We start from the raw sequence: 22,269 nt of genomic DNA on the forward strand, positions 1-22,269 counted from the left end.
GTTAAGATACCCGGGCGGATCTTAATTAATGTCCTAAAATCGCCTGGATAAGGATATCGCAGTGAATATCCTTATCCATATAAGCCTTGGATAAAGATCGAACTCAAGATTTGCGGCTGGCTTGGTACAAGGGCATCACCTTGGGGACGGCTGCTTGAATCGAGGCCATGCGGCTCTCATCAGAGGGATGCGTGCTCAGAAGCTCAGGTGTCTTATTGCCCATCCTGGCTGAGGCTTGTGCAAATTTCTGCCAGAGGCTCAACGCCGCATTGGGGTTATAGCCCGCCCGGGCAGCCAACTCCAGGCCAATCAGATCTGCTTCGTTTTCATTTGATCGACTGAACGGGAGAGATAAACCAACTTCCGTTACCTTATTCGTAATTTGCATTGACGATTGGTTAAGGCCTAGCAAGGCGCCACCAAGGCTTTGGCCTAGTTGCAATGCATACGCCCGAGACATTTTTTCCCTGCTGTGCTCACGGAGCGCATGGGCAATTTCATGCCCCATTACCGCTGCAAGCTCATCATCGGTAAGTTTTAGCTGTTGGATCAGACCGGTATAAACAAAGATCTTGCCGCCCGGACCGCAGTTGGCATTGAGTTCATCATTTTTGACCAGGTTGACCTGCCAATCCCAGGCAGCAGCATCGGGACGGAAGTAGCTAACCCTATCGATCAGCCGCTTGGCAATCGTACGGACACGCTTGCCCTCTGCTGTCTCGTTGGCGAGCGCACCGGATGATTTGGCCTTGTTGACTGAGCTGGAATACGACTCTGCGTACATCTGATCAACCTGCTGGGCAGACAGCATGCTGAACATATATTGCTTACGCTCGACCCCTACTGCTCCGCCACTGGTTGTATTGACTACCTGGCAGCCAGTAAGAAAAAGCGAAAACGAAAGACCCGTTATGAATAAGACACGACGCATATGCTTTCCCTAGCGTATGTTGAGCCGACCTACTTGTCAGCACGATAAATGAATCAAAAACAGCCTATGGCTGGTGCGTTAGTGTAATCGATTTAAATTCTAGAAACATATACCACCGCCGGATGAATAATTGACGCAGGCGCAAGCGAGGCCGTAAAGCAGAAGCGATACGGCGTCGTGGTATCGGAAAGGTTATCGCTCGATCAAAATCTTCAAGGTTGATGCGCGCTCCGCATCCCAGTACGGCAGGGCCTGCTCGGCATCCTGGAAGGGAAACACCTTGGAAATCAGATCATCTGGAGAGTGATCCAAGGTCTCCAGATAGCGAACGACGGCTGTAAAGTCTTCGGCTGTTGCATTACGGGAGCCCATGATGTCCAGCTCCTTCAGGTTGAACAGTTGCGTCTTGTAGGAAACCGGCTCCTTGGCATACCCCACGTACACCACACGTCCAGAAAAGGACACGATATCGATCGCCTGGGTAAACGTGGCCGGCAGGCCCACACATTCGATGACGACATCAGCCCCATCACGGTCAGTCAGTGCTTCGATCTGCTTGTCCACATGACCAGACGAGGCCACGATAGTATGTGAAGCACCGTATTTACGCGCCATTTCGATCTTGGTCTCGGAGACATCCATCGCGATGACTGTTGCACCCCGTGACACAGCTCCGGCCACGGCGCCCATGCCTATCATTCCACAGCCAATGACCACCACTCTGTCCCCCTGGGCAACCCGCCCGCGTCTCGCGGCATGGAAACCTACCGATAAGGGTTCAACCAGTGCCAGATGCCGTGCTGGCAAGGTATCGTTCAGGATGAGCTTCTCGTAGGGCAGTACGATCTGCTCGGCCAACCCGCCGTTCTGCTGAACGCCGAGTGTCCGGTTCGTCTTGCAGGCATTCACGCGTCCCTGACGGCACGAGGTGCAGTGACCACATGCAGTGTAGGGCACCACAATGACGCGCCGCCCTGCACGATAGTCCAGCGGTACGCCCGGTCCTGCCTTGATGATCTCTCCACCGATCTCATGGCCAGGAATACGAGGCAGTGCCACCAACGGATTCAACCCTTTATAGGTATTGAGATCGCTACCGCAGAGTCCTACATGGCGAACCGCTACCTGAACCTCTCCAGGCCCTGGCTCGATGGCTTCGACCTCATGGAAGCGGCACTGCAACTCCTGTTCGATCATGAGAGCTTTCATAGGGATCCTTTCATTGTTGTGATTATTAAGGTTTCGCCATTGTGAAACGACGTTTCATTTTAGAGTCTACTGTCAGGGGTCGGATCGTCAAGGTGCATATAGCGTTTACATTCAGCCAGGAATATCACCCTGCCTTGCAACATAGTCGTCAAGTTCTGGTCACATGAGTCGATTACCTTCAAGGTAGATCCAAGGGACTGCTGACTTGCCGGGTTGACCTGGCTCAACTTCCGACGAAGTAAGCGATAAATATGCGTTTTTGTAATACGGCCATCATTGAATCGTCATGCATATCGCATTACGCTCAGATGGTCGAAATCACTGGATTAACTCATGCGTGACGAAGCGTGCTCAGAAGGGCTAACGCGACTGGCTACCTCAGCGGTAATGAGAGGACGGCCTGAAAATGAAATTCTGGGTTGGATGCTGAACAACGGTATTCGCCCCTCTGCAGCCATCAAGGCGTTAACAAAGGCCAAGCGCCAGCGTCAGGAGTCAGGCTTGAAAAAGCTTAAACTCTCGCTGGTATGCCTTTTTACCCTGATGTTCTCCACTGCCATTCTTAACATGGTGGATCTCTTGAAGTTCTAATGCAGAACCGGTTGGGCCGAATGACAGTGTGATCGACGGCCCACTTCGTATTTTATCGATTCGCCAAATAAAGCTGGCAGCGTGCATTATCTGTATGCATATACAGATTTCGATTGCCTCTGCGCTGCGGTTTTAGCATGCTTACGCTATTGTTGATTTGAATGACGATAGCTATGCGGCTCTTCCTGTGCGAAAAACCTTCCCAAGCTAAAGACATTGCCAAGGTGCTGGGCGCTACTCGCCGTGGCGAAGGCTGCTGGACAGGCCCACAGGCCACTGTAACCTGGTGCATTGGCCACCTGCTTGAAACAGCCCCGCCAGATGCCTATGACGATCGGTATAAGCGGTGGAATCTGCAAGATCTGCCTATCATCCCGGAAAAGTGGAAAATGCTCGTTAAACCCAAGACCGCAAGCCAGTTCAAGGCGGTCAAAAGGCTGCTTGGCGAAGCCCGGGAATTGATCATTGCAACGGACGCTGATCGCGAAGGCGAGATGATTGCCCGCGAACTGGTCGAACATTGTCGCTACAAGGGGCCTATCCAGCGTCTGTGGTTGTCGGCACTGGACGATGCTTCCATTCGTAAAGCGCTGGCCACGCTCAAGCCCGGCGCCGATACCTTCAGCCTCTATCATTCGGCGTTGGGTCGCTCGCGTGCCGACTGGCTGATCGGCATGAACATGAGCCGTCTGTTTACATTACTGGGCCAACGGTCAGGGTATCAGGGCGTCCTGCCCGTAGGACGTGTACAAACCCCTACCCTGCGACTGGTAGTCGACCGTGATCGAAGCATTGCCAACTTTGTGCCTGTACCGTTCTGGGCAATCGATGTGCTGTTGTCTGCCGAGGGCTATCAGTTTACGGCCCAATGGAAGGCTCCTGAAGATGTCTGCGACGATCAGGGCCGCTGCCTGCGCCAGGATATCGCCCAGAGTGCAGCGGAGGCGATGCGCCAGACAGACACTGCTCAGGTGATGAAGGTACAGACCGAACGCATGCGTGAGCTTGCTCCATTGCCGTTTGATCTGGGCACGTTGCAAGAGGTGTGCTCGAAAAAGCTTGGCCTGGGCGCCCAGGAAACGCTGGATATTGCCCAGGCGCTATACGAAACCCATAAGGTCATTACCTATCCGCGCAGCGATTGCGGCTATCTTCCCTTGAGCCAGCATGGCGAAGCCCTAGCCATCATGGCGGCGCTTGAGCGCTCCGACTCCTCCCTTCTGCCTCTCAAGGCGCACCTGGACCTGAGGCGCCGCTCGCGGGCCTGGAATGATACAAAGGTCAGCGCACACCACGGCATCATTCCAACCGCAGCTATCAGCAGCCTGGATCGACTGACGGGCAAGCACAAGGCAGTCTATACCTTGATCCGCGCCCGCTACCTGGCGCAATTTCTCCCAAACCATGAGTACGACCGTACTCAAGCCGATTTTGACTGCGCAGGACAGTTGCTCAGGGCTGTAGGCAAGCGCATCGTCGAGCCAGGCTGGAAGCGAGCCCTGCCGGAAGCACTTACGCCAAAGGGAAAGGAAGCGCCAGCACCACAGCCGCTGCCCATGCTTTCCAAAGACCAGTTATGCGCTGTGGTGGATGTTCAGCTCAAAGACCTTTGGACACAACCGCCCAAGCCTTTCACCGAAGGTGATCTGATCAAGGCTATGAAGAATGTAGCCAAACTGGTGGACGACCCCAAGCTCAAGCAGAAGCTGAAGGACACCACAGGTATTGGGACAGAGGCGACACGCGCCGGGATCATTCAAGGGCTGCTGGACCGCGGTTATCTGACCAAGCAGGGTAAGGCTCTGCTCGCCACGCCTGCTGCCTTCAGTCTGATCGACGCTGTGCCTCGGGCTATTGCCGATCCCGGTACGACCGCTATCTGGGAGCAAGCGCTGGATATGGTTCAAACCGGAGAGATGAGCCTTGAAGAGTTCGTGACCAAGCAATCCGCCTGGATGAGCAAACAGGTCGAGCGCTGCATGGGGTTGAACCTGACCTTTAGCGGGCCGGCTATTCCAGCGGGGCGTAAGTCCACGCCGTTCAAGAAAAAGCGCAAGGCGGCTCCGCGCAAGGCCTCAACCAAGACGGCACCAGGTAATGGCAAGCGGTCACGCCAGCCTGTCAGTCCGGCTTGATAAGAGGACACATCCGGTCACCTAGCACCCACTTGATATCTTTTTAGCCTTACTCTTCCGTAGTAGCATTGCATTCTGTTTAATGCGTTCTCTTCATGCCCGTTGTACGCCATGCGCTTCTTGTCTGGCGTTAGCTGTTTTCAGGATCTGCAATGTCAAAATCGATTGGTATCGGCACACTGGCACTGGCCACTATGCTGACCGGCCTGGCTGGCTGCTCGAACAACAAGCCTGCCGTGTACGAACACGAAAATTTCGATGACTCGGGTACGTTTTCGCGTAGCTATCCGGTAAACGATACGGCTGCCTGCGAAGCAGCTCGACGTGCGCTGCTCAGTCAGGGCTATATCATTACCAGCAATGATCCAAAGCTCGTCAGTGGCCGTAAGAGCTTTCAGCAGACCGGAGAGAACCACCTCGAAATCAGCTTTAATGTTGTCTGCACGGCCAATACCCCCAACGATCATGGTTCAACCATCTTTGCCAACGCGCTTCAGGACCGTTATGCGCTGAAAAAGCTCAATAACTCGGCGAGCCTGGGAGTAGGTGTGCTCGGCTCGGTCTCGATGCCTATCGGCTCGACAAACGACTCCATGGTCAAGGTCGCCAGCGAGACGGTTACGTCAGGCAAGTTCTATAGCCGCTATTTTTCCCTGGTAGAAAGCTTCTTGCCGGCTCAGGCCCAAAAGGCCAACAAAGGAATACATCAAACAAAAGCAGCGCCTGCGCCGAGCCCACTCGCCAGCACGCCCTCTTCTGCACAGCCCAGCCAACCTGCACAGGCGCTGGCACCGAAGCCAGCCTCGGCGGCACCTGCTCCTGAGACACGCCCGGATCCTGATGCGGGGTTTTCTTCTGTACCCGTACCATTGCCGCCCCAAGCGCCGCCCATTACACCTATCGACACGTCAGCCTTCGAGCAATTTACTGCGCCAGCCGCCGCTCCAGCCTCTCCCACAACCGAGCCCGCCGCTTCGCCAGCGTCGGCTGACACGCCCACTCCATCAGGTCAGCCTGAAACCCCCACGGCACCCTCGGATGACTTGCTGGAGCTGCTTGAAGAGTGAGGGTCGGGTATGACTCTGGATTGCCGAAAGCCTGCAAGGCGTTGAGGTCAAGAACTCTAACCATGCGCGCTACGTCTATAGCGTAACGCCGTGCAGGCAGTCGATAGAGTGACACCATGAAACAACGCACCGTTCAGGACGAAGGCAATACCACGTGGACCTGTGTAGAGGCTTTCTCGGGAGGAAGCCAGAAAACGGCCAAAGCGGCCAAGAGTCTTACCAAAGATGCCGAAGGCAACGTTACCGTGGTATGTACGCCTAGTGGTGGTGAGCAGTCAGTACGCGTGAGCTTGCCTGAAGCATGGATTGACAAGACGTCTGACCAAGCCCTGCTGGACGCCATTCAATCCGCCAGGGGTTAGTCCTGCCCTATCTTCCTCCAGAAATCGATTGAACTTAGCCTGGAACGCCTGCTTCGAAAGAGCTTCGATGGCAGGCTGATCTAGAGCGTACTTGTTTGCAGCATCGCTATCTCATCATCTGGATGGCTGCAATCCCTGGCGTTAAGCCGAACCCAGCCACGTCCTATGCTGCCTTGAGCCATCGATCATTTACTTTGTCAAAGGACGAATCGTTATGGCTAAGATCACCATTGCCCAGCAGTTGGCTACCACACTGGAGCAGGCAGGCGTACAGCGTATCTGGGGCGTCACCGGAGACAGTCTGAATGGCCTGAACGATGCCTTGCGCAAGATGGAAACCGTCGACTGGATGCATGTACGCCACGAGGAAACCGCAGCCTTTGCGGCCGGGGCGGAAGCAGCAGCTACGGGCAAGCTGGCGGTATGTGCAGGCAGTTGTGGGCCAGGCAACCTGCACCTGATCAACGGACTTTATGATTGCCACCGAAACCACGTACCGGTCCTGGCAATCGCTGCGCACATTCCCTCATCGGAAATTGGTCTTTCCTACTTTCAGGAAACCCATCCTCAGGAGCTTTTCAAGGAATGCAGTCATTTCGTTGAGCTCGTCAGTAACCCGGCACAAATGCCCGAAGTCCTGCATCGTGCCATGCGGGCCGCCATCCTCCAGCGCGGCGTTGCGGTCATCGTGATTCCTGGCGATGTGGCGCTGCTGGAAGTGGACGCCGGGAAGACCGCCTGGCCGGTTCTCAATCCGCCTCGCCTGATGCCTTCGGAGCAGGATATCAACAGACTCGCCACCCTGCTCGCGGATAGCAAAGCCGTGACATTGATGTGCGGTAGCGGCTGTGCGGACTACCACGACGAAGTCGTTGCGCTGGCCGATATGCTCGGTGCACCTGTCGTTCATGCGTTACGGGGTAAAGAGCATGTCGAATGGGATAACCCGTTCGACGTTGGTATGACGGGCCTGATCGGCTTCAGTTCCGGCTATCATGCGATGCTCAATTGTGACACGCTGATTTTGCTCGGCACTGATTTTCCCTATCGTCAGTTCTACCCAACCAATGCCAGGATTGTACAGGTCGACATCAACCCTCAGGCATTAGGCCGCCGAACCGCCCTGGACTTGGGAATCACCGCCGATGTAGGCGAAACCATTCGTGAGCTTTTGCCACGACTGGAGCGTCGTACCGATCGGCACTTCCTCGAGGATTCGCTCAAGCACTACGCCAAGGCCCGTGAGGGACTGGATGATCTGGCCAAACCCTCCCAACCCGGTCGACCTATTCATCCGCAGTATCTGACCCGGGTCCTGAGTGAGCTGGCGGATGAGGATGCCATTTTCACGGCAGACGTCGGAACCCCAACGGTATGGGCTGCCCGATATCTGAAAATGAACGGCAAACGCCGCCTGATCGGCTCGTTCAATCATGGCTCCATGGCCAATGCCATGCCTCAGGCGATAGGGGCTCAGGCAGCTTATCCCACGCGCCAAGTTATCTCGATGTCCGGTGACGGTGGTTTCGCCATGCTCATGGGTGATTTCATCTCGCTGGCCCAACTGGGTCTACCGGTCAAAGTGGTGGTTTATGACAATGCCACATTGGGCTTTGTCGCCATGGAAATGAAAGCCAGCGGTTATCTGGATACTGGTACCCAGTTGCAGAACCCGGATTTTGCTGCGATGGCCAATGCGATGGGCGTCAAGGGAATTCGTGTCGACAGCGACGAACAGCTGGAACCTGCTTTACGGGAGGCCCTGGCCCATGACGGCCCGGTACTGGTCGATGTCGTGACGGCTACGCAGGAGCTTGCCATGCCGCCCGCCATCAAGCTCGAGCAGGCCAAAGGCTTTAGCCTTTATCTGTTGCGAGCGGTTATGAATGGCCGTGGCGATGAAGTCCTGGAGCTGGCACGTACCAATCTGTTGCGCTAGCGCCGCTGTGCAAAAAAGTTCACCACACACACCGTGTGGTGAACTTGAATGTTTCAAAAGATGAGCGAGAACTCAGATCCAATAATGTAAAGGCATTTGGATTGCTCATTGCCGCTGCGCTCCCTATGATCCGCGCCTTTATGAGCCACGCGTGATCGCCGGCAGGTTTTACTCTGCGGCCCGGCCTATTGACTCTCGTCAGTTCTGAGCCCCGGCAAACTCGGCATGCTCTTCCTTATTTACTGACGGCTACTCCTATGACGACCTTGAACCCAACCGACGCACTCAAACTGATTCTGGAAAAACACGGCCTGAGCGGTGCTGTATATGATGGCTGGGTAGCGCCCAACAATCAGCTCCCGGCCATACGTGCCCGCTGGTATCCCGGCGAAGGCAGCGGGCGCCTGGATATTCATGCGATGGTCGAAGAGGGCGTGCTGGTCGAAGAGATCTTTGCAGGTATCGGCGAAGGTGATGAGGGACTGGCAAATGCCTTCGAAAACTTTATCGCCAACTCATTGCATGTCTTGTTGGCAGCGTTCTGGGAAGTCGATGCAGCCGAACACGTTTCGGTTGAAAACTGGCTGATCAATGAGCGCCGCTACCGGGCCTATGTAGGCAACCTCGGAATCCGCGCCGCCAAAGGAAGCACCAGCGAGCTGCCGGTGAATCTGGTGCCGTCGATTCATACCACCATTCAAAACATGCCGTTGAAAGGCAACACCCACTGGTTTCGTACGTTCTTCTGCAACTACAACCAGGAGCACCGCTTTGAGGCACTCAGTGACAATATTCATTGGGAAGAAGGTGCTTCGAACCTGCAGGCGCTTCCGTGGACCCGTGATGATGGCTACTTCAGCGTACGCAATTTCGTGGTGCTGCGGGCAGTCTAACTCAACAGCCTAGCGCCAGAGCGGTTTACCCAATGACCCGCTCTGGCGCTATCGGCAGTATCGGTGAATCATACCTGTAAGCCATCAAGGATCTTACTAAGTGATCATCAACGGCGCTTCCCTTGATCAGGTGCCAGTAACTCTCTAGCTAGCTTGGCAAAATGGCGATCCGTTTGCGAAATCCGTTCGTATAGCGATACGCAGAGGGTTCATTTGCCCTTTCGAAAGGCAGTTATGCCAAAATTCCTGGATCGCTATCTCAACGAGGCCTGGTACGCGCGACCAACGCCTGGACGGTATTGTTTTTGAGACAATACCTGGATTATCAGGACCGCAACATGCTTGAACCGAACGAATGGATAACCCACTACGGCTACCTGGCCGTCATGGTCGGGCCGCTTATCGAAGGCGACGGCTTGGCCATATTGGCAGGTGTGGCTGCCCGCCATGGTTATCTGAATTTTTTCCTGACCATCCTGATGACGGCCATTGGCGCAATGATCAGTGATCAGTTCCTCTTCTTCATCGGAAGGCGATATGGCGATCCCGTCCTGAAGAAGTTTCACCGTCATCAGCACCGAATCGAGCGAGCACGCCAACTGATTCAGCGCTATCCATCGCTATGGGTAATCGGGACGCGGTTTGCGTATGGCTTCAGAACCATTGGTCCAATCATCATCGGCACCAGCGGCATCCCTGCCAGACGCTTCGTACCACTGAATATCGTTGGCGCCTTTCTCTGGGCAACCATCATGGTCAGTATTGGCTACGGTGTGGGAGAGTTCGTGCAACGGCTTTTTGCAACCCAGCCACATGCCGGACTATGGCTGGCAGGAATAGCCGCCACCTTACTGGCTATCGTTGCCGCAATCTGGTTCTTCCGTCGGCGTCGCCACGCCTGATCCTGTCACCCAGCCTTGGCAAGAGGCTGGGTAATTCGTTTTACGGTTTATCCAATACGTTTTTCAGAAACGCCAATACATCCTCTGTGGCTTGCCGTGTGGCATCGGCATTGGGCCCTACATGGGGATCATGCGCGACGCATGCGTCGGTATAGCGGAACGGCTCCCCCGTTTCCTGATTGATCAGCGCGCCCTGCTCACCCTCGACAATCTGGCATGCCCGTACCGTCTGACTGCCTTGTGCTACACGTACAGGCTGAGAGGCAGGACTGTCGAAACCATGGTGGGCCTCAGGATAGCGAAACACCTTTACATCGGCGCCTGCCTTGGCCAGGCGATCCAGGTAAGGAGTGCACCGGGACAAGGGATCGTAGTCATCTGCCTCGCCATGAAAGACCCGAATGGGTTTGTTTACCACCTTGTCTTCATCCTTGAAGGAAATGGAGCAGTCAGGATAGAAGGCAATATAGGCCGCGAAGCGGGCGTCTCCCGCCATCCATTCCTTCTGGAAGCGAGCAAGGCTGGCATAAAGCGACGCCTGGCCGCCTCTAGAGAAGCCCATCAATACGATACGGGAGGCATCGATACGAGGCTGACTGGCCAACAGCGCCAAGGCTCGGTATTCATCCAGAATGAAATTGAGCCGTCCCAGCTGAGCTTGGTCCTTACCGGTACTGATCAGCTCGCGGCCGGTGAATCCATCGAGCACAAACGTGGCGATTCCCTGCTGGTTAAGGGTGCGCTGCCAATAGGCAATGTTATCGCCAATACCACCGGAGCCATGTTGGAGAATGACCGCCGGAAACGGCCCCTCCCCAGCTGGCAGGCTCAATCCGGCAGTTAAGGTGACAGGCCTGCCTGACTGCCCGGTAAGGAACTGGGTATCACTCAGGGTCTGGGAGGCATAGGCATAAAACTCCTGGCGCGCGGGAATATCCGAGTGCTCCTGGGCCTGGGCAACTGCCACCAGACTTCCAAGTACCGCCAGGGTGGCAAGGGCGGAACGTTTCATTCTTGTTGTCTCGCTTATGGCTATGGCTTGTACCTGACCATAACAAAACAACCCGGTAGGTTTATACCCTGCTCTGCCTTACGGTCCGAGCAGCCTGACTGATCAGTCAGTAACCGAGACCGTCAACTTTCATGTGACGCAGATCGCTCTGATACCAAAGTGCCTTCAGGCATGTTTCAGGCATCAAAGCTCAATGTCATCGAAAGCCATCTTCCTTGCACAACGGCACACAAAGGTGTTCGGTTTGCCATGCTTTTCTTCTGAGCGGATCAGCCGAAATGTGTATGCTTGCTGCGGAAGTCATCGAGCCCAGAAAAACAAATGAGCCCTTTATGATCGACAGGCCTTCCCAAAAGCCAAAACGTCTAGCTGAAGAACTGGTTGCCCGTTTGTCGCAGTACATTCGCGATGGGGTTTTCAAGCGGGGAGAAAAATTGCCTTCGGAACTGGAAATCTCCAGTTCCGAAGGATTCAGTCGCAGCGTGGTGCGAGAGGCGCTGCTGCGTCTGCAAGCGGCGGGTCTGGTCGAAACACGCCGCAGTGTCGGCACCTTTATTGTTGATATGCCGCCCCCGCCTACTCTGCAATTGGGACCGGAAACCATTTCCACGCTGCAGGATGTGTTGAGTCTGCTGGAGCTACGCATGAGCCTGGAAGTCGAGGCGGCTGGGCTGGCAGCACAGAATCGCAGCCCGCAGGAGCTCAAGGAGATCGAGCTGGCCCTGCTTTCCATGAAAGACAGTGGCCCGAAAACAGGCATTGCCATCCATGCGGACTCACAGTTTCATCTGCGCATTGCCAAGGCATCCGGCAACGCCTATATGTTCGACATCATGAAGCATCTGGGTACGAAGCTCATTCCACGTACTAAGATGAATTCGGCCTATGCCGCTCAGAAGGATCGCGTCGCGTATCTTGATCTGGTGTATCGCGAACATGAAAAGATCTACAGCGCCATTGCGCTGCAGAGCCCTGATTCGGCGCGGGCGGCCATGTACCTGCATTTAAGCAACAGTCGTGTACGCCTCTATCAGGCTCACGAGGCTCGCCATACGCTTTACGAGTAAGGCCCCTCATGCCCAGCCACTGGCTGGGCATGACATGTCAATCAGGTAAACAACGTGTCGGGCAGCGTTGCCAGATACACGGCGGGCTTGCCTTCGAAATCAGAGCTGAATAACACCTTGCGATTATCCGGCGTGAACGATGGATGTGGATGGGTCACCTGTCTGTCGCCATCCAGTACCCGCCAGGAGCTATTGTGCGCAGCCAGGCGCGCAGTTTGCTGGCGTTTCACGTCGAAGACATAAAGCCAGGGGTCGTTCTCGATTGTATACCCCTGAGTGTCCTTTACATCGACAGGCGTACCGGAACCGTCACCTACCAGCATCGTGCCGTCTTCATTGCTCATCAGGTGCGAGCAGGCCGGCATCTCCATTAGCATCTCATTGGTTTCGGTGTCGGGATCAAATCGCCAGATCTGCCGCGCCTGCTGGCCCTTTGGATAGATGACATAGATCATGGCGGAGCCATCCGGCACCCAGAACTCGTGGGTACAACTCTCCCCCGGCTTCTGCTCCCGCACCTTGCGTACATTGGAGCCGTCCTCATCGACCAGCCACATCCGGGCATCCACCATGTCATGAGGACCTTCATGGCAGAACGCAACAGTATGATCGTGATAGGGGCGATAAATGGGATGCCCGAGCCAGATCGTGTTTTCGTGAACGACACGAGCCTCTCCTGTGCCCAAATCGACGCGAATCAGTCGGCAATGGGGGTTACTGGTAAAGAATGTCCGGAACACTTCCCAGTCGGTCAGCGGCGTCCAGTCCGAGCGGGCGATCTCGATTCCAACCAGGCTAGTGCAGGCACTGTTCGCTACCCATGTACCATACCCAACCCAATCATCGGCTACCTGATAGACTGTTGTTTCCTCCAGCGTTGCCAACTCCACACGACGTAACTGACGCTCGTTTTTCACATAATAGAGATAACGGTCATCCTGAGATAAAAAGCCGCCAAAAGTATTATCACCAGCGCCTTCCGTTAGCTGTACCGCCTGTTTTTTCTGAATATCAAGTAGATAATAATTACGGTTATTATCAAACTCGGCTGCAAATAACAGCTTGGTACCATCATTGGTAAAACATTTCTGATAAAAATAGTTTCGGTGACACACGGTATCGGTGGGTGTAAGGCGTGTTACTTCAGCACCAGTACCTTCATCACTATACGTATGGTAATCCAGTTCAATATGGGAACCCTTTGCCATAACACACCTCTGTTGTTTTCAATGATGTTCTACTGGACTGTTTATGAGTTGCTCAACAATATGGATTCGCCCTCTTCGCTATCGATAACGAAGTCTTAATTCTGAGCGTTAAACACTTATTATCTGCTTATGTTCTACTACTGCCTGCCCAATGTCGCAGTGCTAATCCTGATATCAGTACCGTTCCTACAATAGCGGCATGCAACCAGCGCCCCTGGGGAGCCTCAGCCAACAGAAGAAGTGGAAGTAAAAGCAGCCCCATACCTGTTACCAGGGCGCCTAGCCTCCTGGCTTGGGAAGGATCGACGCAGACAATCTCATCGGGCTGCAGGGGACGATACATATTGCGAAAGAATAGCGTGAGCTGTTGCCGCCTCTTGGTGTTACGGGTAGGGCTATACCAGACGCGGGTCCCGATAAAAAAACCACCCGTGAAAACCACATGCGCCAGAACCGTCACCCCAAACTTCAGATCGCTCGCCTCACGTTCGGTGAGCGTATACGCACCCAACCACGCAGGAAGCGCCACGGGGTTGAAGCCAATATAAAAGATCAGCGATACCGCTGCGCCGACCAGCACCGTACTCCAACCCGCCCAATCCGGGGTCTGTCGTACGACCACGGCCAACAGAGCAGGAATGGAAAGGGGCAGAAGAAACAGGGAGCTGACCATCATTGCCAGCTCGAAGAACCCTGTGCCTTCCTGCTCGGCTATCCTCCATGCTGTCAGGGTGGCCAGGGCGCCATTGAGCAGCGTCACCCAGCGACCCATGGCAAGCAAGTGGGCCTCCCCATGGGCAGGACGCTGATAAACATTACGAATAAAGATCCCCGCATTGCGATTGAGCGCAGTGCTCATGGGAGCAATGGTCGCAGCCACCATTGCCGCTAATGTAAGCCCGACCGTACCGGCTGGCATTGCCTGTTGAACAAAGTAGAGATAGGCCGCGTTTCCTGCCTGCTCGCCCAGTTGAGGGTACTGCCCCATAAGGTCTGCACCTTGCGTGGCGGCTACCCACGGCGGAATAAACCATAGGACAGGACCGACCACAAAAAGAACCCCGGCCAGAAAGGCTGCCCGCCGAGCCTCATGCTCGTTTCGAGTAACCAGAAAGCGATAGCAGGTAATCGCGTTGTTGGTCGACAGCACCTGCTGCATCAGGATCATGGCAATCCAGAACAACAGGATCTGCCACAGGTTCATGTCGTGCCCCTGCCAAAAATCCACGGGAAAGCGCTCGACGATATTGCCTGGTCCACCGCCTGTGTATAGCGCAAAGCAACCGGTTACCAGGGTAATTGCCAAGATCAGAACCAGCTGGATGACGTTGGTTGCGTTGACTGTCCAGGCACCGCCACTGGCGGAAATGAAGGTAATAACCGTACCGGTGATAAGCAGGGTCGGTACCATGCCAAAGCCGGTTATCGAGGCGAGGATATAGGCCAATCCATTAAGCCAGATGGCGGCCGTAAAGATTGAGAGCGGAAACTGCAGCCAAGTAAAGAGTTGCTCGGTCGGTTTGCCAAAACGCAGAGCAATCACCTGCATCGAGGTTTCAACCCGAAGCTTGCGGTAACGTGCCGCAAAGAACAGACAGGCGATGAAAAATCCTAGAGCATTGCCCCAGAACAGGACCAGAACGGGAAAGCCATCGGTAAAGGCCTTTCCTGCGGCGCCGGTAAACGTCCAGGCGCTGAACTGCGTCATAAAGGCAGTCGCTCCGGCCATCCACCAGGGCATGGAGCCACCGCCATTGATGAACTGACTGCTGCTCTGTGCATAATGACGAAAGCACCAGGCTGCCCATACGATGAACAGCAGATACAGAGCAATAACGGTGATATCCAAAGCATTCATCTAGACAGTCCAGTTGCAAGGATCAGCACTGCTTACATTTCGGCCCACCAAGCGGAATAGTTTTTTATGGCGGACGAATGCCTTGTCAGAAGAGTAAGCAGGCACCGACACTGAGTACCGGTGCCATAGCGGTTACATGGCTGTCTTGGGCGTTGGTGCGAATTCTGGCGTAATCTGCATCTTCCTGCAGAGTGCATTGTTACCCCAGCACTCCTCGTAAGGATGTCCTACCAGATCTTCAATCACCGCACGGGCATCAGGCTTGATGTCCATAGGATTGCCACCTGCCTTCACACGAGCCACTTCATCCAGGACCACTTTGTGCGTCTGACGGTTCAGACGCATCTGCGTGCTATAGACGATTGCGATCAAGGCAAGACTGACAACACCGATACAGAACACCAGGGCGATGGCCGTCACAGCCGTTTCCGGCTGGGTCTGAGCCTTGGACTGGAACCCGTAGTAGCTCAGGATAGCCCCCATAATGAAGACAATGATGGAGCGGACAATCTTGCCGCAGAATGTCATCGAACCTGCATAGATGCCCTCGCGACGACGGCCGGTATAGATTTCGTCCACATCCGCCAGGAAGGTATAGACCGTCCACGGGATGTAATACACACCGCCCGTGCCGATACCGAAAATAACGGTGATAGTGAAGATCGCAATGGTGGCGACATGGGTTGGCAGGTCAAAGAAGTGCAACAGACTGTAGCAGCCAACGGCAAACATCACGACGGACAAGGCAAGAATGTACGGCTTGCTGAACCCCCACTTTACACAAAACGCTATGAAAAGTGCGGTGGAGAACAACTGCATGATCGAACTCAAGCTGTTGAGTCCTGCAACGATAGTTGGGTCGTACTGCAAAACAAAGATCACGAAGTACGTGAATACCGTAGCAAACAGCCACTCTGCGCCAAATCCAAACAGATACATGCCAAGGTGCTTACGGAAAATCCTCAGCGCAAAGGTCGAGTACGTGTCCTGCACCAGTGACAGCAGCGTACGGCCCAATGACTGCTTGGCCTTGCGGATCTGGGTTTCTTCGCTACTGCGTTCCCATGTCGAGAAATACAGACAGGCCACTGCACCCATGAGAATCGCGCCGTAGGTTAATCCAGTCAGGAAAAACGGCTCAGCGGAGTTCTTTCCATAGATCAGAATGTATTGGCCGGGGATGAAGGCGGCCAGAAAGTTGGCAATCTTTCCGAAGATGGCCTTATAACCTGTCAGCTTCGAACGAACAGCGAAGTCGTCCGTCATCTCGGTCGCCAGGGTTTCATAGGGGACCATGATGGAGGTATAGATCAGCTCAAAAATTACATATGTGCTGAGGTAATACCAAAAGCCGAATCCCTCTACCCAAAGTAGTGGGTAGAACACCATCAGCGGTACGCCAATCAACAGGAAAAAGCGGCGACGTCCAAAACGCCTGCCCAGCCAGGTATTACCGAAGTTATCGGTGAGATAACCCATCAAAGGATTACTGATTGCATCGATAACGGTTGCAATGGAAAAGATCAGTGACGCTTGGATCATCGATAGACCACAGAACGTCGTATAAAAATACAATAACCAGGCGCCGCTGATAGCAAGTGCTCCGCTACCCAGTAAGTTGCCTCCTCCATACGCCAATTGATGCCTTAGCGTGATTTTCCGCCCTACGTGGTGCCCAGCAGTATCGCTTCTCATATTATTCACCGAATAAAAGAGAACATGACTTCGTTGTTCTGAAATGATGTTCTTGTTGTTTCAGAAGCACGAATGAAGGCAACGTCAATGAGTTACTTGAGATGCAAACCCGTGGGTCTGTATTTCAAATCATCTTCATTGCACCTTCACGATTATTTATTTTGCGTTTTATAGCGATTACTTTTTAAAAGCTGTAATGCACCCCTACACGTAAGCGCATTTGGCGATCACTATCAGTAGAGTTAACTTTTACATCACCTACTTCGAAGAACGGTTGCCAGCGTTTATCTAGTTTATATTTAAAAGCCAATGCCTGTTCATAATCATTTTTCTTACCGTTATAACGGGTATAGTCAGCCTTGAAATAAACCAAGTTATATTCATATGACCATTTCCCGCCCGGGGCATAGCCCAGCCAGCCATCGAAGCGATGAACGTGCTGGTCACGCTTGGCTCTATCAGGCACGGAGTTGTCGACCTGATTGCGATCCAGCTTGCGGGCCTCGTAGCGGTAGCGTCCGCTGATTGTCCACTGATTGTTTACCTTGTAACCCAGGCGCGCGCCGGTTCGATAAGTCGTTGCGTTTTCCACTGCAACCAAACTTATAAAAGGTGCAATCGTCCATTGAGGAGTGAGGGAGTACCGATAATCAGCCGTAAATTCGTGACCATCCCCTACGGTGTTATCAAACGCGACGTCCTTACGGCTGCCTCCGGTCTTGTACTTCAGTTCCCCTTCGAAACCGAGTCCATTGTCCAGACGTATACCGATCAGAACGCGATCAGAGTGAAGTTTGGAGTCCTCTAAATACTGGTGCCGATAGTTGATATAACCCGAATCGGCAGCCTGAGCATTGCCTGCCAAAACGGTGATTCCCAGAGAGGTCGCAACAGCTAGCGTCTTTATTGTTATCTTCATGATCTTATTCTTGTTAATAACGTACAGAGAGATGAATAGGCTTAAGCGGTAACAGCCCGGCATTCAGGGGTGTACGGCTCTCGATCTATTCGGCGGCACGATTGGTTCAGATGGATAACACGCGAACGGCAAGCCAGGCCTGCCAGCGGCGCTTAGGCGGGACTTTTGGCCCGGCCGCGCCGACCATTACATCGGCCGGTCATCGCCAGAGGTAATGGCAGAGCAACAAGAGAACTGGAGCGGAAAGCCTGTAGCCGGTTGATACGGCAGGGTATCGAGGCGATGCACGAGGAGGACTGAGCATGAATGTGCGCTGTACCAGCCAGTCCCAGGTTATACAGTTCCGGTACTCGCCTGGAGAGACGGGCCAGGCACTCGAAGAAGACACGCGAGAGGCGAACGGTGTTCGGGTTCATAGCTCAGTCCTTTTTTATAATTGTTCAAGACCTGCCAGGGCATGATTAGCCCAGGCACAACCGTGGATCAGTGCTGGCTCACGATATGGGCTTCGATATAGGCAAAGTTGATGTCCTCACCCAGGCCAGGACGGTCAGGCAGGTGGACGTAACCGTCCTTGTCCATGGGGTCGACGATACTGTTGAGATAGGCAGGTACGTCGTCATACTCCAAGAATGGATGCAATAGCCCGCGCTCGTACCAGGAGCAGTTCTTGATTCCGCCCACGACAGCCAGATTGGGTGCACCATTACCATGAACTTCACAATCCAATCCGAACGCCTCAGCCAGGTGAGCGACTTTGACGCATGGGCCAATGCCGCCTACGCCAGCTACCCCGGCGCGTAGAATGTCGCAGGACTTTCCACTCACCCACCCCGCACGGCTGTGATACTTGCCGCCCAGGCTTTCAGGCCCCAATACAGGAATGGTGAGATTTTCAGCCAGCCAGGCATACGACTCTGCGGACTCCTCCATCATAGGCTCTTCAAACCAGGCAAAATCCAGCTTTTCGATTTCGCGTCCGATGTAGAGGGCATCAGTACGGTTGTACCAGTGGTAGCCATCAAGCATCAGGGCAATATCCGGGCCTACTGCCTCACGTACGGCGGCACAGGCTTTTACGTCCATCTTGGCATCGGGTGCGAAGGAAATGGGCGGCATCCAGGTATGCAGCTTGATACCCTTGTAACCACGGGCTACGAGCTTTTCGGCAAAACGCGCATATTCGTCAGGTGTTGACAGGCCATCAGGCAAGTCATCGCCACACATGGTAGAACCATAGGCCAAGACCTTGTCTCGGTAGCCACCCAACAGCTTGTAGACTGGGACCTGGAACTTGCGGCCAGCCCAATCCCAGAGCGCTTGCTCCACCAGGGCCAGGCTGCGGTCGGTAAGTTGACCTGCACTTCCCCGCTGCCAATGCGCCAGATCCTGCCAGAGTCGTTCACGGTCAAGCGCGTTCTGTCCAACCAGTACCTTGCGTACAAAATTGTCAATGATGTATGGGCGAAGCAATTCCGGAGTGCCAAAGGCATAACCTTCGCAACCGTCCTCCGTGGTGATCTTCAACAATGCCATACGGGCCTGGACTTCATCTCCCGGATGGGAATGCCCTGCGCTATCGACAGCACGGCGAGTGGGATAGGAAAACACATCGACACTGACACGGGAGATATTCATAAGAGGAAGGCTGTCCATGACTATTGTTCTTTTTGGAGCAATTTCCGGTATGTCGTCATACCACGTGACACAGTATTTTTCGTGAGCGCCATTTTGTCAAGGAGGTTACAGCTTCCAGCTTGAGACTTTAATAGAATTGAAAAATAACGCCAAATTGGCTCTAAAAAGCGAATCCTGGCGGAGAAATAACTTCATCAAACTTATAAGCAGCTCAAATAAATTATTTTTCAAATCTGAAAAAGTAATGACTGACCGGTCAGCCTCTTATGCAAAAGACAACATAGTCGTCTTACTACACAAGGATAGGAAGACCAGGTGTTGATTGCAGGCAGGTACAGGAGAAAGGACAGAACGAGCAGAGCAATACCGGACGACGCTGCGCGTGTCGATGATAATGTCTTGCCGACTCCCTGCCAGACATTAAACTTTAGTCTTATTGACCGGAACTTTAAGGTGTGACTTTCCGTCGCGGCTTTTTCGCGATATTCTACTGGACACGTTTCATTGAGCGCTTAGATAAGCTTCTCATGATATCTCCGCTACACCCAACGCAATGTAGTGGCAGTATTGAGTGGATATCTTGCCCCCTCTTGATCCGGACCTTGAATTTTTTCGGCTGTGCGCGTGCTTCATGTCGAGTCGACCTAACTTTATTCGACCTGATGCGTTACATAACCAAAAAGAAGTGTGCCTTGCCCACTCAAGCAAACCTGTAGATAGCCGATAAGATAGCGCTATCTGATTTCATTTGCTTGTATGCCTAACTAGAGAAAATCTGCATGAAAAAGCGTGTTCTCGCTGCTCTGTGCTCCAGTATGTTCGCGATGTCCGGACACAGCTGGGCCGATGATAATGCTCCTGTCGATGTTGTAATGATCGGTGGCGGTATCATGAGCGCTACCCTGGCTACCTACCTGGAAGAGCTTGAGCCCACCTGGACGATCAATATGTACGAGCGTCTGGACAAGGTAGCCGAAGAAAGTTCCAACGGCTGGAACAATGCCGGAACGGGCCATTCTGCCTTCGCGGAAATGAACTATACGCCCGAACTCAAGGACGGCACCATCGATGTCACCAAGCCTCCGAAGATTACTGAAGGCTTTGAGATTTCCCGTCAGTTCTGGTCTTTCCAGGTCAAGAACGGTGTATTGAAAAACCCTAGATCGTTCATCAATACCACGCCGCACATGAGCTTTGTCTGGGGTGACGACAACGTCAACTACCTGCACAAGCGTTATGAAGCCATGCAGAAAAACGCGCTGTATGCGGGTATGCAGTACTCGGAAGACCACAACCAGATCAAGCAGTGGGCACCGCTAATCATGGAAGGTCGTGACCCTGCGCAGAAAGTGGCAGCGACCTGGATGCCAGCAGGGACTGACGTAAACTTCGGTGAAATCACTCGCCAGCTGGTAGGTTCGCTGGAAAATCATTCGCAGTTCAAGCTTTCAGTGAACAGCGAAGTTCGTGATATCAAGCGCAACCCCGATAACACCTGGAAAGTAACCGTTGCGGACCTGGCCAATGGCGGCAAGGAAACGTCGGTGAACACCCGCTTCGTCTTCATTGGTGCAGGCGGCGCTTCTCTGATGCTGCTGCAGAAAACAGGTATTCCTGAAGCCAATGGCTATGCTGGTTTCCCGGTTGGCGGCCAGTTTCTGGTAACTGAAAATCAGGAAATCGCCAAACGTCACGAGGTAAAAGCCTACGGCTTGGCATCTGTGGGCTCGCCGCCCATGTCCGTGCCGCACATTGATAGCCGTACGCTGGATGGCAAGCGCGTTATTCTGTTCGGACCGTTCGCAACGTTCTCAACCAAGTTTCTGAAGAACGGCTCGCTAATGGACCTCATGCATTCCATGACCAGCAACAACACCTGGCCCATGATGCAGGTGGGGATGGACAACTTCGATCTGGTCAAGTACCTGGTCGGTCAGTTGATGCAGTCTGATGAAGACCGCTTCGCTGCACTGAAGGACTACTACCCGAACGCTCGCAAGGAAGACTGGAAGCTCTGGACCGCTGGCCAGCGTGTACAGATCATCAAGAAAGATGCGAACGGCAATGGCAAATTGCAGTTTGGTACCGAAGTGGTTTCCTCACAGGACGGTTCCATTGCTGCACTGCTGGGTGCCTCGCCTGGTGCTTCAACTGCCGCCCCTATCATGCTTCATCTGTTAGAAAAAGTGTTCAAGGACAAGGTTGCGACGTCAGAATGGCAGGGCAAGCTTAAGGAAATCATTCCGTCCTACGGTCAGTCGCTGGATAACAATGCTCCGCTGATCAAGGAAGTCCGCAGCTACACGGCTGGTGTACTCCAGCTTAAAGATGCTACCGCTACCCAGCAGGCAGCGTCTGAAAACAAGGCTGAAGAAAATCAGCCGACTGAGGCAAAAACGGCTGCGCTTTAAACAGCTCGTTTACCTTGGTTAAGACGGCACCTTCGGGTGCCGTTTTTAATGTCCGTCTGCAAGCGTCTTCATGGCGCATTCCGTCTAGCGTTAGGGCCATCAACCATAGCCCAGACTGAATAGTACAATCCGCGTAAAAAGAATGAGTCCTAGCCAGGAAGCAATGAACTCGATATCGTCTTCGCTCATCTTGAAAACCTTACTTGAAGTCTTTAACGAGATGCCGATACAAGCTTGGTAAGACGAAAGATAAATGAGTTCGCCTGCGAACGGGCTTTTAGGCCAAAAGGGCGTTGTAGAGCGTCTATATCAGACTACTGGTACAGGATTAGATACTTGTAACGCGACTGAAGCGGTAAATAGTCGTGAAGCAGATTAACAGTATCGCGTTCTCCCACATAGCCAACGTCTGCCAAGCTTTTCACGCGCATC

The 22,269-nt window shown here is 53.6% G+C and carries 18 protein-coding genes; 9 read left to right on the plus strand and 9 right to left on the minus strand.

Annotation, left to right across the window (positions count from 1 at the left end):
- Window positions 1-103: 103 nt before the first annotated feature.
- Both EAW52_RS20595 and EAW52_RS20600 read right to left on the minus strand, forming a co-directional pair.
- A complete protein-coding gene (locus EAW52_RS20595; RefSeq protein WP_122043869.1) occupies window positions 104-931 on the minus strand; it encodes a M48 family metallopeptidase in 828 nt (275 codons plus the stop codon).
- Between the two features lie 192 nt (window positions 932-1,123).
- Window positions 1,124-2,140: a zinc-binding alcohol dehydrogenase family protein gene (locus EAW52_RS20600; RefSeq protein ID WP_122043870.1), complete on the minus strand. Its 1,017-nt coding sequence runs from the start codon at window positions 2,138-2,140 to the stop codon at window positions 1,124-1,126.
- Window positions 2,141-2,473: 333 nt separating this feature from the next.
- Between EAW52_RS20600 and EAW52_RS20605 the strand changes: the two genes are divergently transcribed.
- The 7 genes from EAW52_RS20605 to EAW52_RS20635 all read left to right on the plus strand — a co-directional run bounded on the left by EAW52_RS20605 (window position 2,474) and on the right by EAW52_RS20635 (window position 10,029).
- Window positions 2,474-2,731 (plus strand): hypothetical protein, encoded by a 258-nt coding sequence (locus EAW52_RS20605; protein WP_010798938.1) that lies wholly within the window; start codon window positions 2,474-2,476, stop codon window positions 2,729-2,731.
- 173 nt (window positions 2,732-2,904) lie between these two features.
- Window positions 2,905-4,866: a DNA topoisomerase III gene (locus EAW52_RS20610; RefSeq protein WP_122043871.1), complete on the plus strand. Its 1,962-nt coding sequence runs from the start codon at window positions 2,905-2,907 to the stop codon at window positions 4,864-4,866.
- A 152-nt stretch (window positions 4,867-5,018) separates the two neighbouring features.
- Window positions 5,019-5,933 carry a DUF2242 domain-containing protein gene (locus tag EAW52_RS20615; protein WP_122043872.1) on the plus strand — a complete coding sequence of 305 codons (915 nt, stop codon included), beginning with the start codon at window positions 5,019-5,021 and terminating at the stop codon, window positions 5,931-5,933.
- A 116-nt stretch (window positions 5,934-6,049) separates the two neighbouring features.
- Window positions 6,050-6,295, plus strand: a complete 246-nt coding sequence (locus tag EAW52_RS20620; protein WP_122043873.1) for a hypothetical protein — start codon at window positions 6,050-6,052, stop codon at window positions 6,293-6,295.
- A 214-nt stretch (window positions 6,296-6,509) separates the two neighbouring features.
- Window positions 6,510-8,234, plus strand: coding sequence for a ubiquinone-dependent pyruvate dehydrogenase (gene poxB / locus EAW52_RS20625; protein ID WP_122043874.1), 1,725 nt, complete (start codon window positions 6,510-6,512; stop codon window positions 8,232-8,234).
- Window positions 8,235-8,491: 257 nt separating this feature from the next.
- Complete coding sequence (locus tag EAW52_RS20630) at window positions 8,492-9,127, plus strand: DUF6348 family protein (protein ID WP_122043875.1); 636 nt, start codon at window positions 8,492-8,494, stop codon at window positions 9,125-9,127.
- Between the two features lie 338 nt (window positions 9,128-9,465).
- Window positions 9,466-10,029, plus strand: coding sequence for a DedA family protein (locus tag EAW52_RS20635; RefSeq protein WP_019364552.1), 564 nt, complete (start codon window positions 9,466-9,468; stop codon window positions 10,027-10,029).
- A gap of 40 nt (window positions 10,030-10,069) precedes the next feature.
- On the opposite strand, the gene EAW52_RS20640 is transcribed toward EAW52_RS20635, so the two are convergent.
- Window positions 10,070-11,041 (minus strand): dienelactone hydrolase family protein, encoded by a 972-nt coding sequence (locus EAW52_RS20640; protein ID WP_122043876.1) that lies wholly within the window; start codon window positions 11,039-11,041, stop codon window positions 10,070-10,072.
- A gap of 332 nt (window positions 11,042-11,373) precedes the next feature.
- On the opposite strand from EAW52_RS20640, the gene EAW52_RS20645 reads away from it, so the two are divergent.
- Entirely contained in the window at window positions 11,374-12,108 is a 735-nt protein-coding gene (locus EAW52_RS20645) for a FadR/GntR family transcriptional regulator (protein ID WP_019364554.1), read from the plus strand.
- 41 nt (window positions 12,109-12,149) lie between these two features.
- Here EAW52_RS20645 and EAW52_RS20650 read toward each other — a convergent pair whose 3' ends face one another.
- The 6 genes from EAW52_RS20650 to EAW52_RS20670 form a co-directional block, all read right to left on the minus strand.
- Complete coding sequence (locus EAW52_RS20650) at window positions 12,150-13,316, minus strand: oligogalacturonate lyase family protein (protein ID WP_122043877.1); 1,167 nt, start codon at window positions 13,314-13,316, stop codon at window positions 12,150-12,152.
- Between the two features lie 127 nt (window positions 13,317-13,443).
- Complete coding sequence (locus EAW52_RS20655) at window positions 13,444-15,174, minus strand: transporter (protein ID WP_122043878.1); 1,731 nt, start codon at window positions 15,172-15,174, stop codon at window positions 13,444-13,446.
- A 132-nt stretch (window positions 15,175-15,306) separates the two neighbouring features.
- Window positions 15,307-16,869 carry an MFS transporter gene (locus EAW52_RS20660; protein WP_122043879.1) on the minus strand — a complete coding sequence of 521 codons (1,563 nt, stop codon included), beginning with the start codon at window positions 16,867-16,869 and terminating at the stop codon, window positions 15,307-15,309.
- Between the two features lie 184 nt (window positions 16,870-17,053).
- Window positions 17,054-17,788: an oligogalacturonate-specific porin KdgM family protein gene (locus EAW52_RS20665; protein ID WP_019364558.1), complete on the minus strand. Its 735-nt coding sequence runs from the start codon at window positions 17,786-17,788 to the stop codon at window positions 17,054-17,056.
- A gap of 152 nt (window positions 17,789-17,940) precedes the next feature.
- Window positions 17,941-18,204 carry a hypothetical protein gene (locus EAW52_RS25995; RefSeq protein WP_162997668.1) on the minus strand — a complete coding sequence of 88 codons (264 nt, stop codon included), beginning with the start codon at window positions 18,202-18,204 and terminating at the stop codon, window positions 17,941-17,943.
- Between the two features lie 67 nt (window positions 18,205-18,271).
- On the minus strand, window positions 18,272-19,426 hold the full coding sequence (locus EAW52_RS20670; RefSeq protein ID WP_122044876.1) for a mandelate racemase family protein: 1,155 nt from the start codon (window positions 19,424-19,426) through the stop codon (window positions 18,272-18,274).
- A 779-nt stretch (window positions 19,427-20,205) separates the two neighbouring features.
- Between EAW52_RS20670 and mqo the strand changes: the two genes are divergently transcribed.
- The gene (gene mqo, locus EAW52_RS20675) at window positions 20,206-21,837 is read left to right on the plus strand and encodes a malate dehydrogenase (quinone) (protein WP_019364561.1); all 1,632 of its coding nucleotides are present in this window, start codon (window positions 20,206-20,208) and stop codon (window positions 21,835-21,837) included.
- Window positions 21,838-22,269: the final 432 nt, after the last annotated feature.

It is taken from the genome of Pseudomonas sp. LTJR-52 (assembly GCF_003691465.1).
Taxonomy (GTDB): domain Bacteria; phylum Pseudomonadota; class Gammaproteobacteria; order Pseudomonadales; family Pseudomonadaceae; genus Chryseomonas; species Chryseomonas luteola.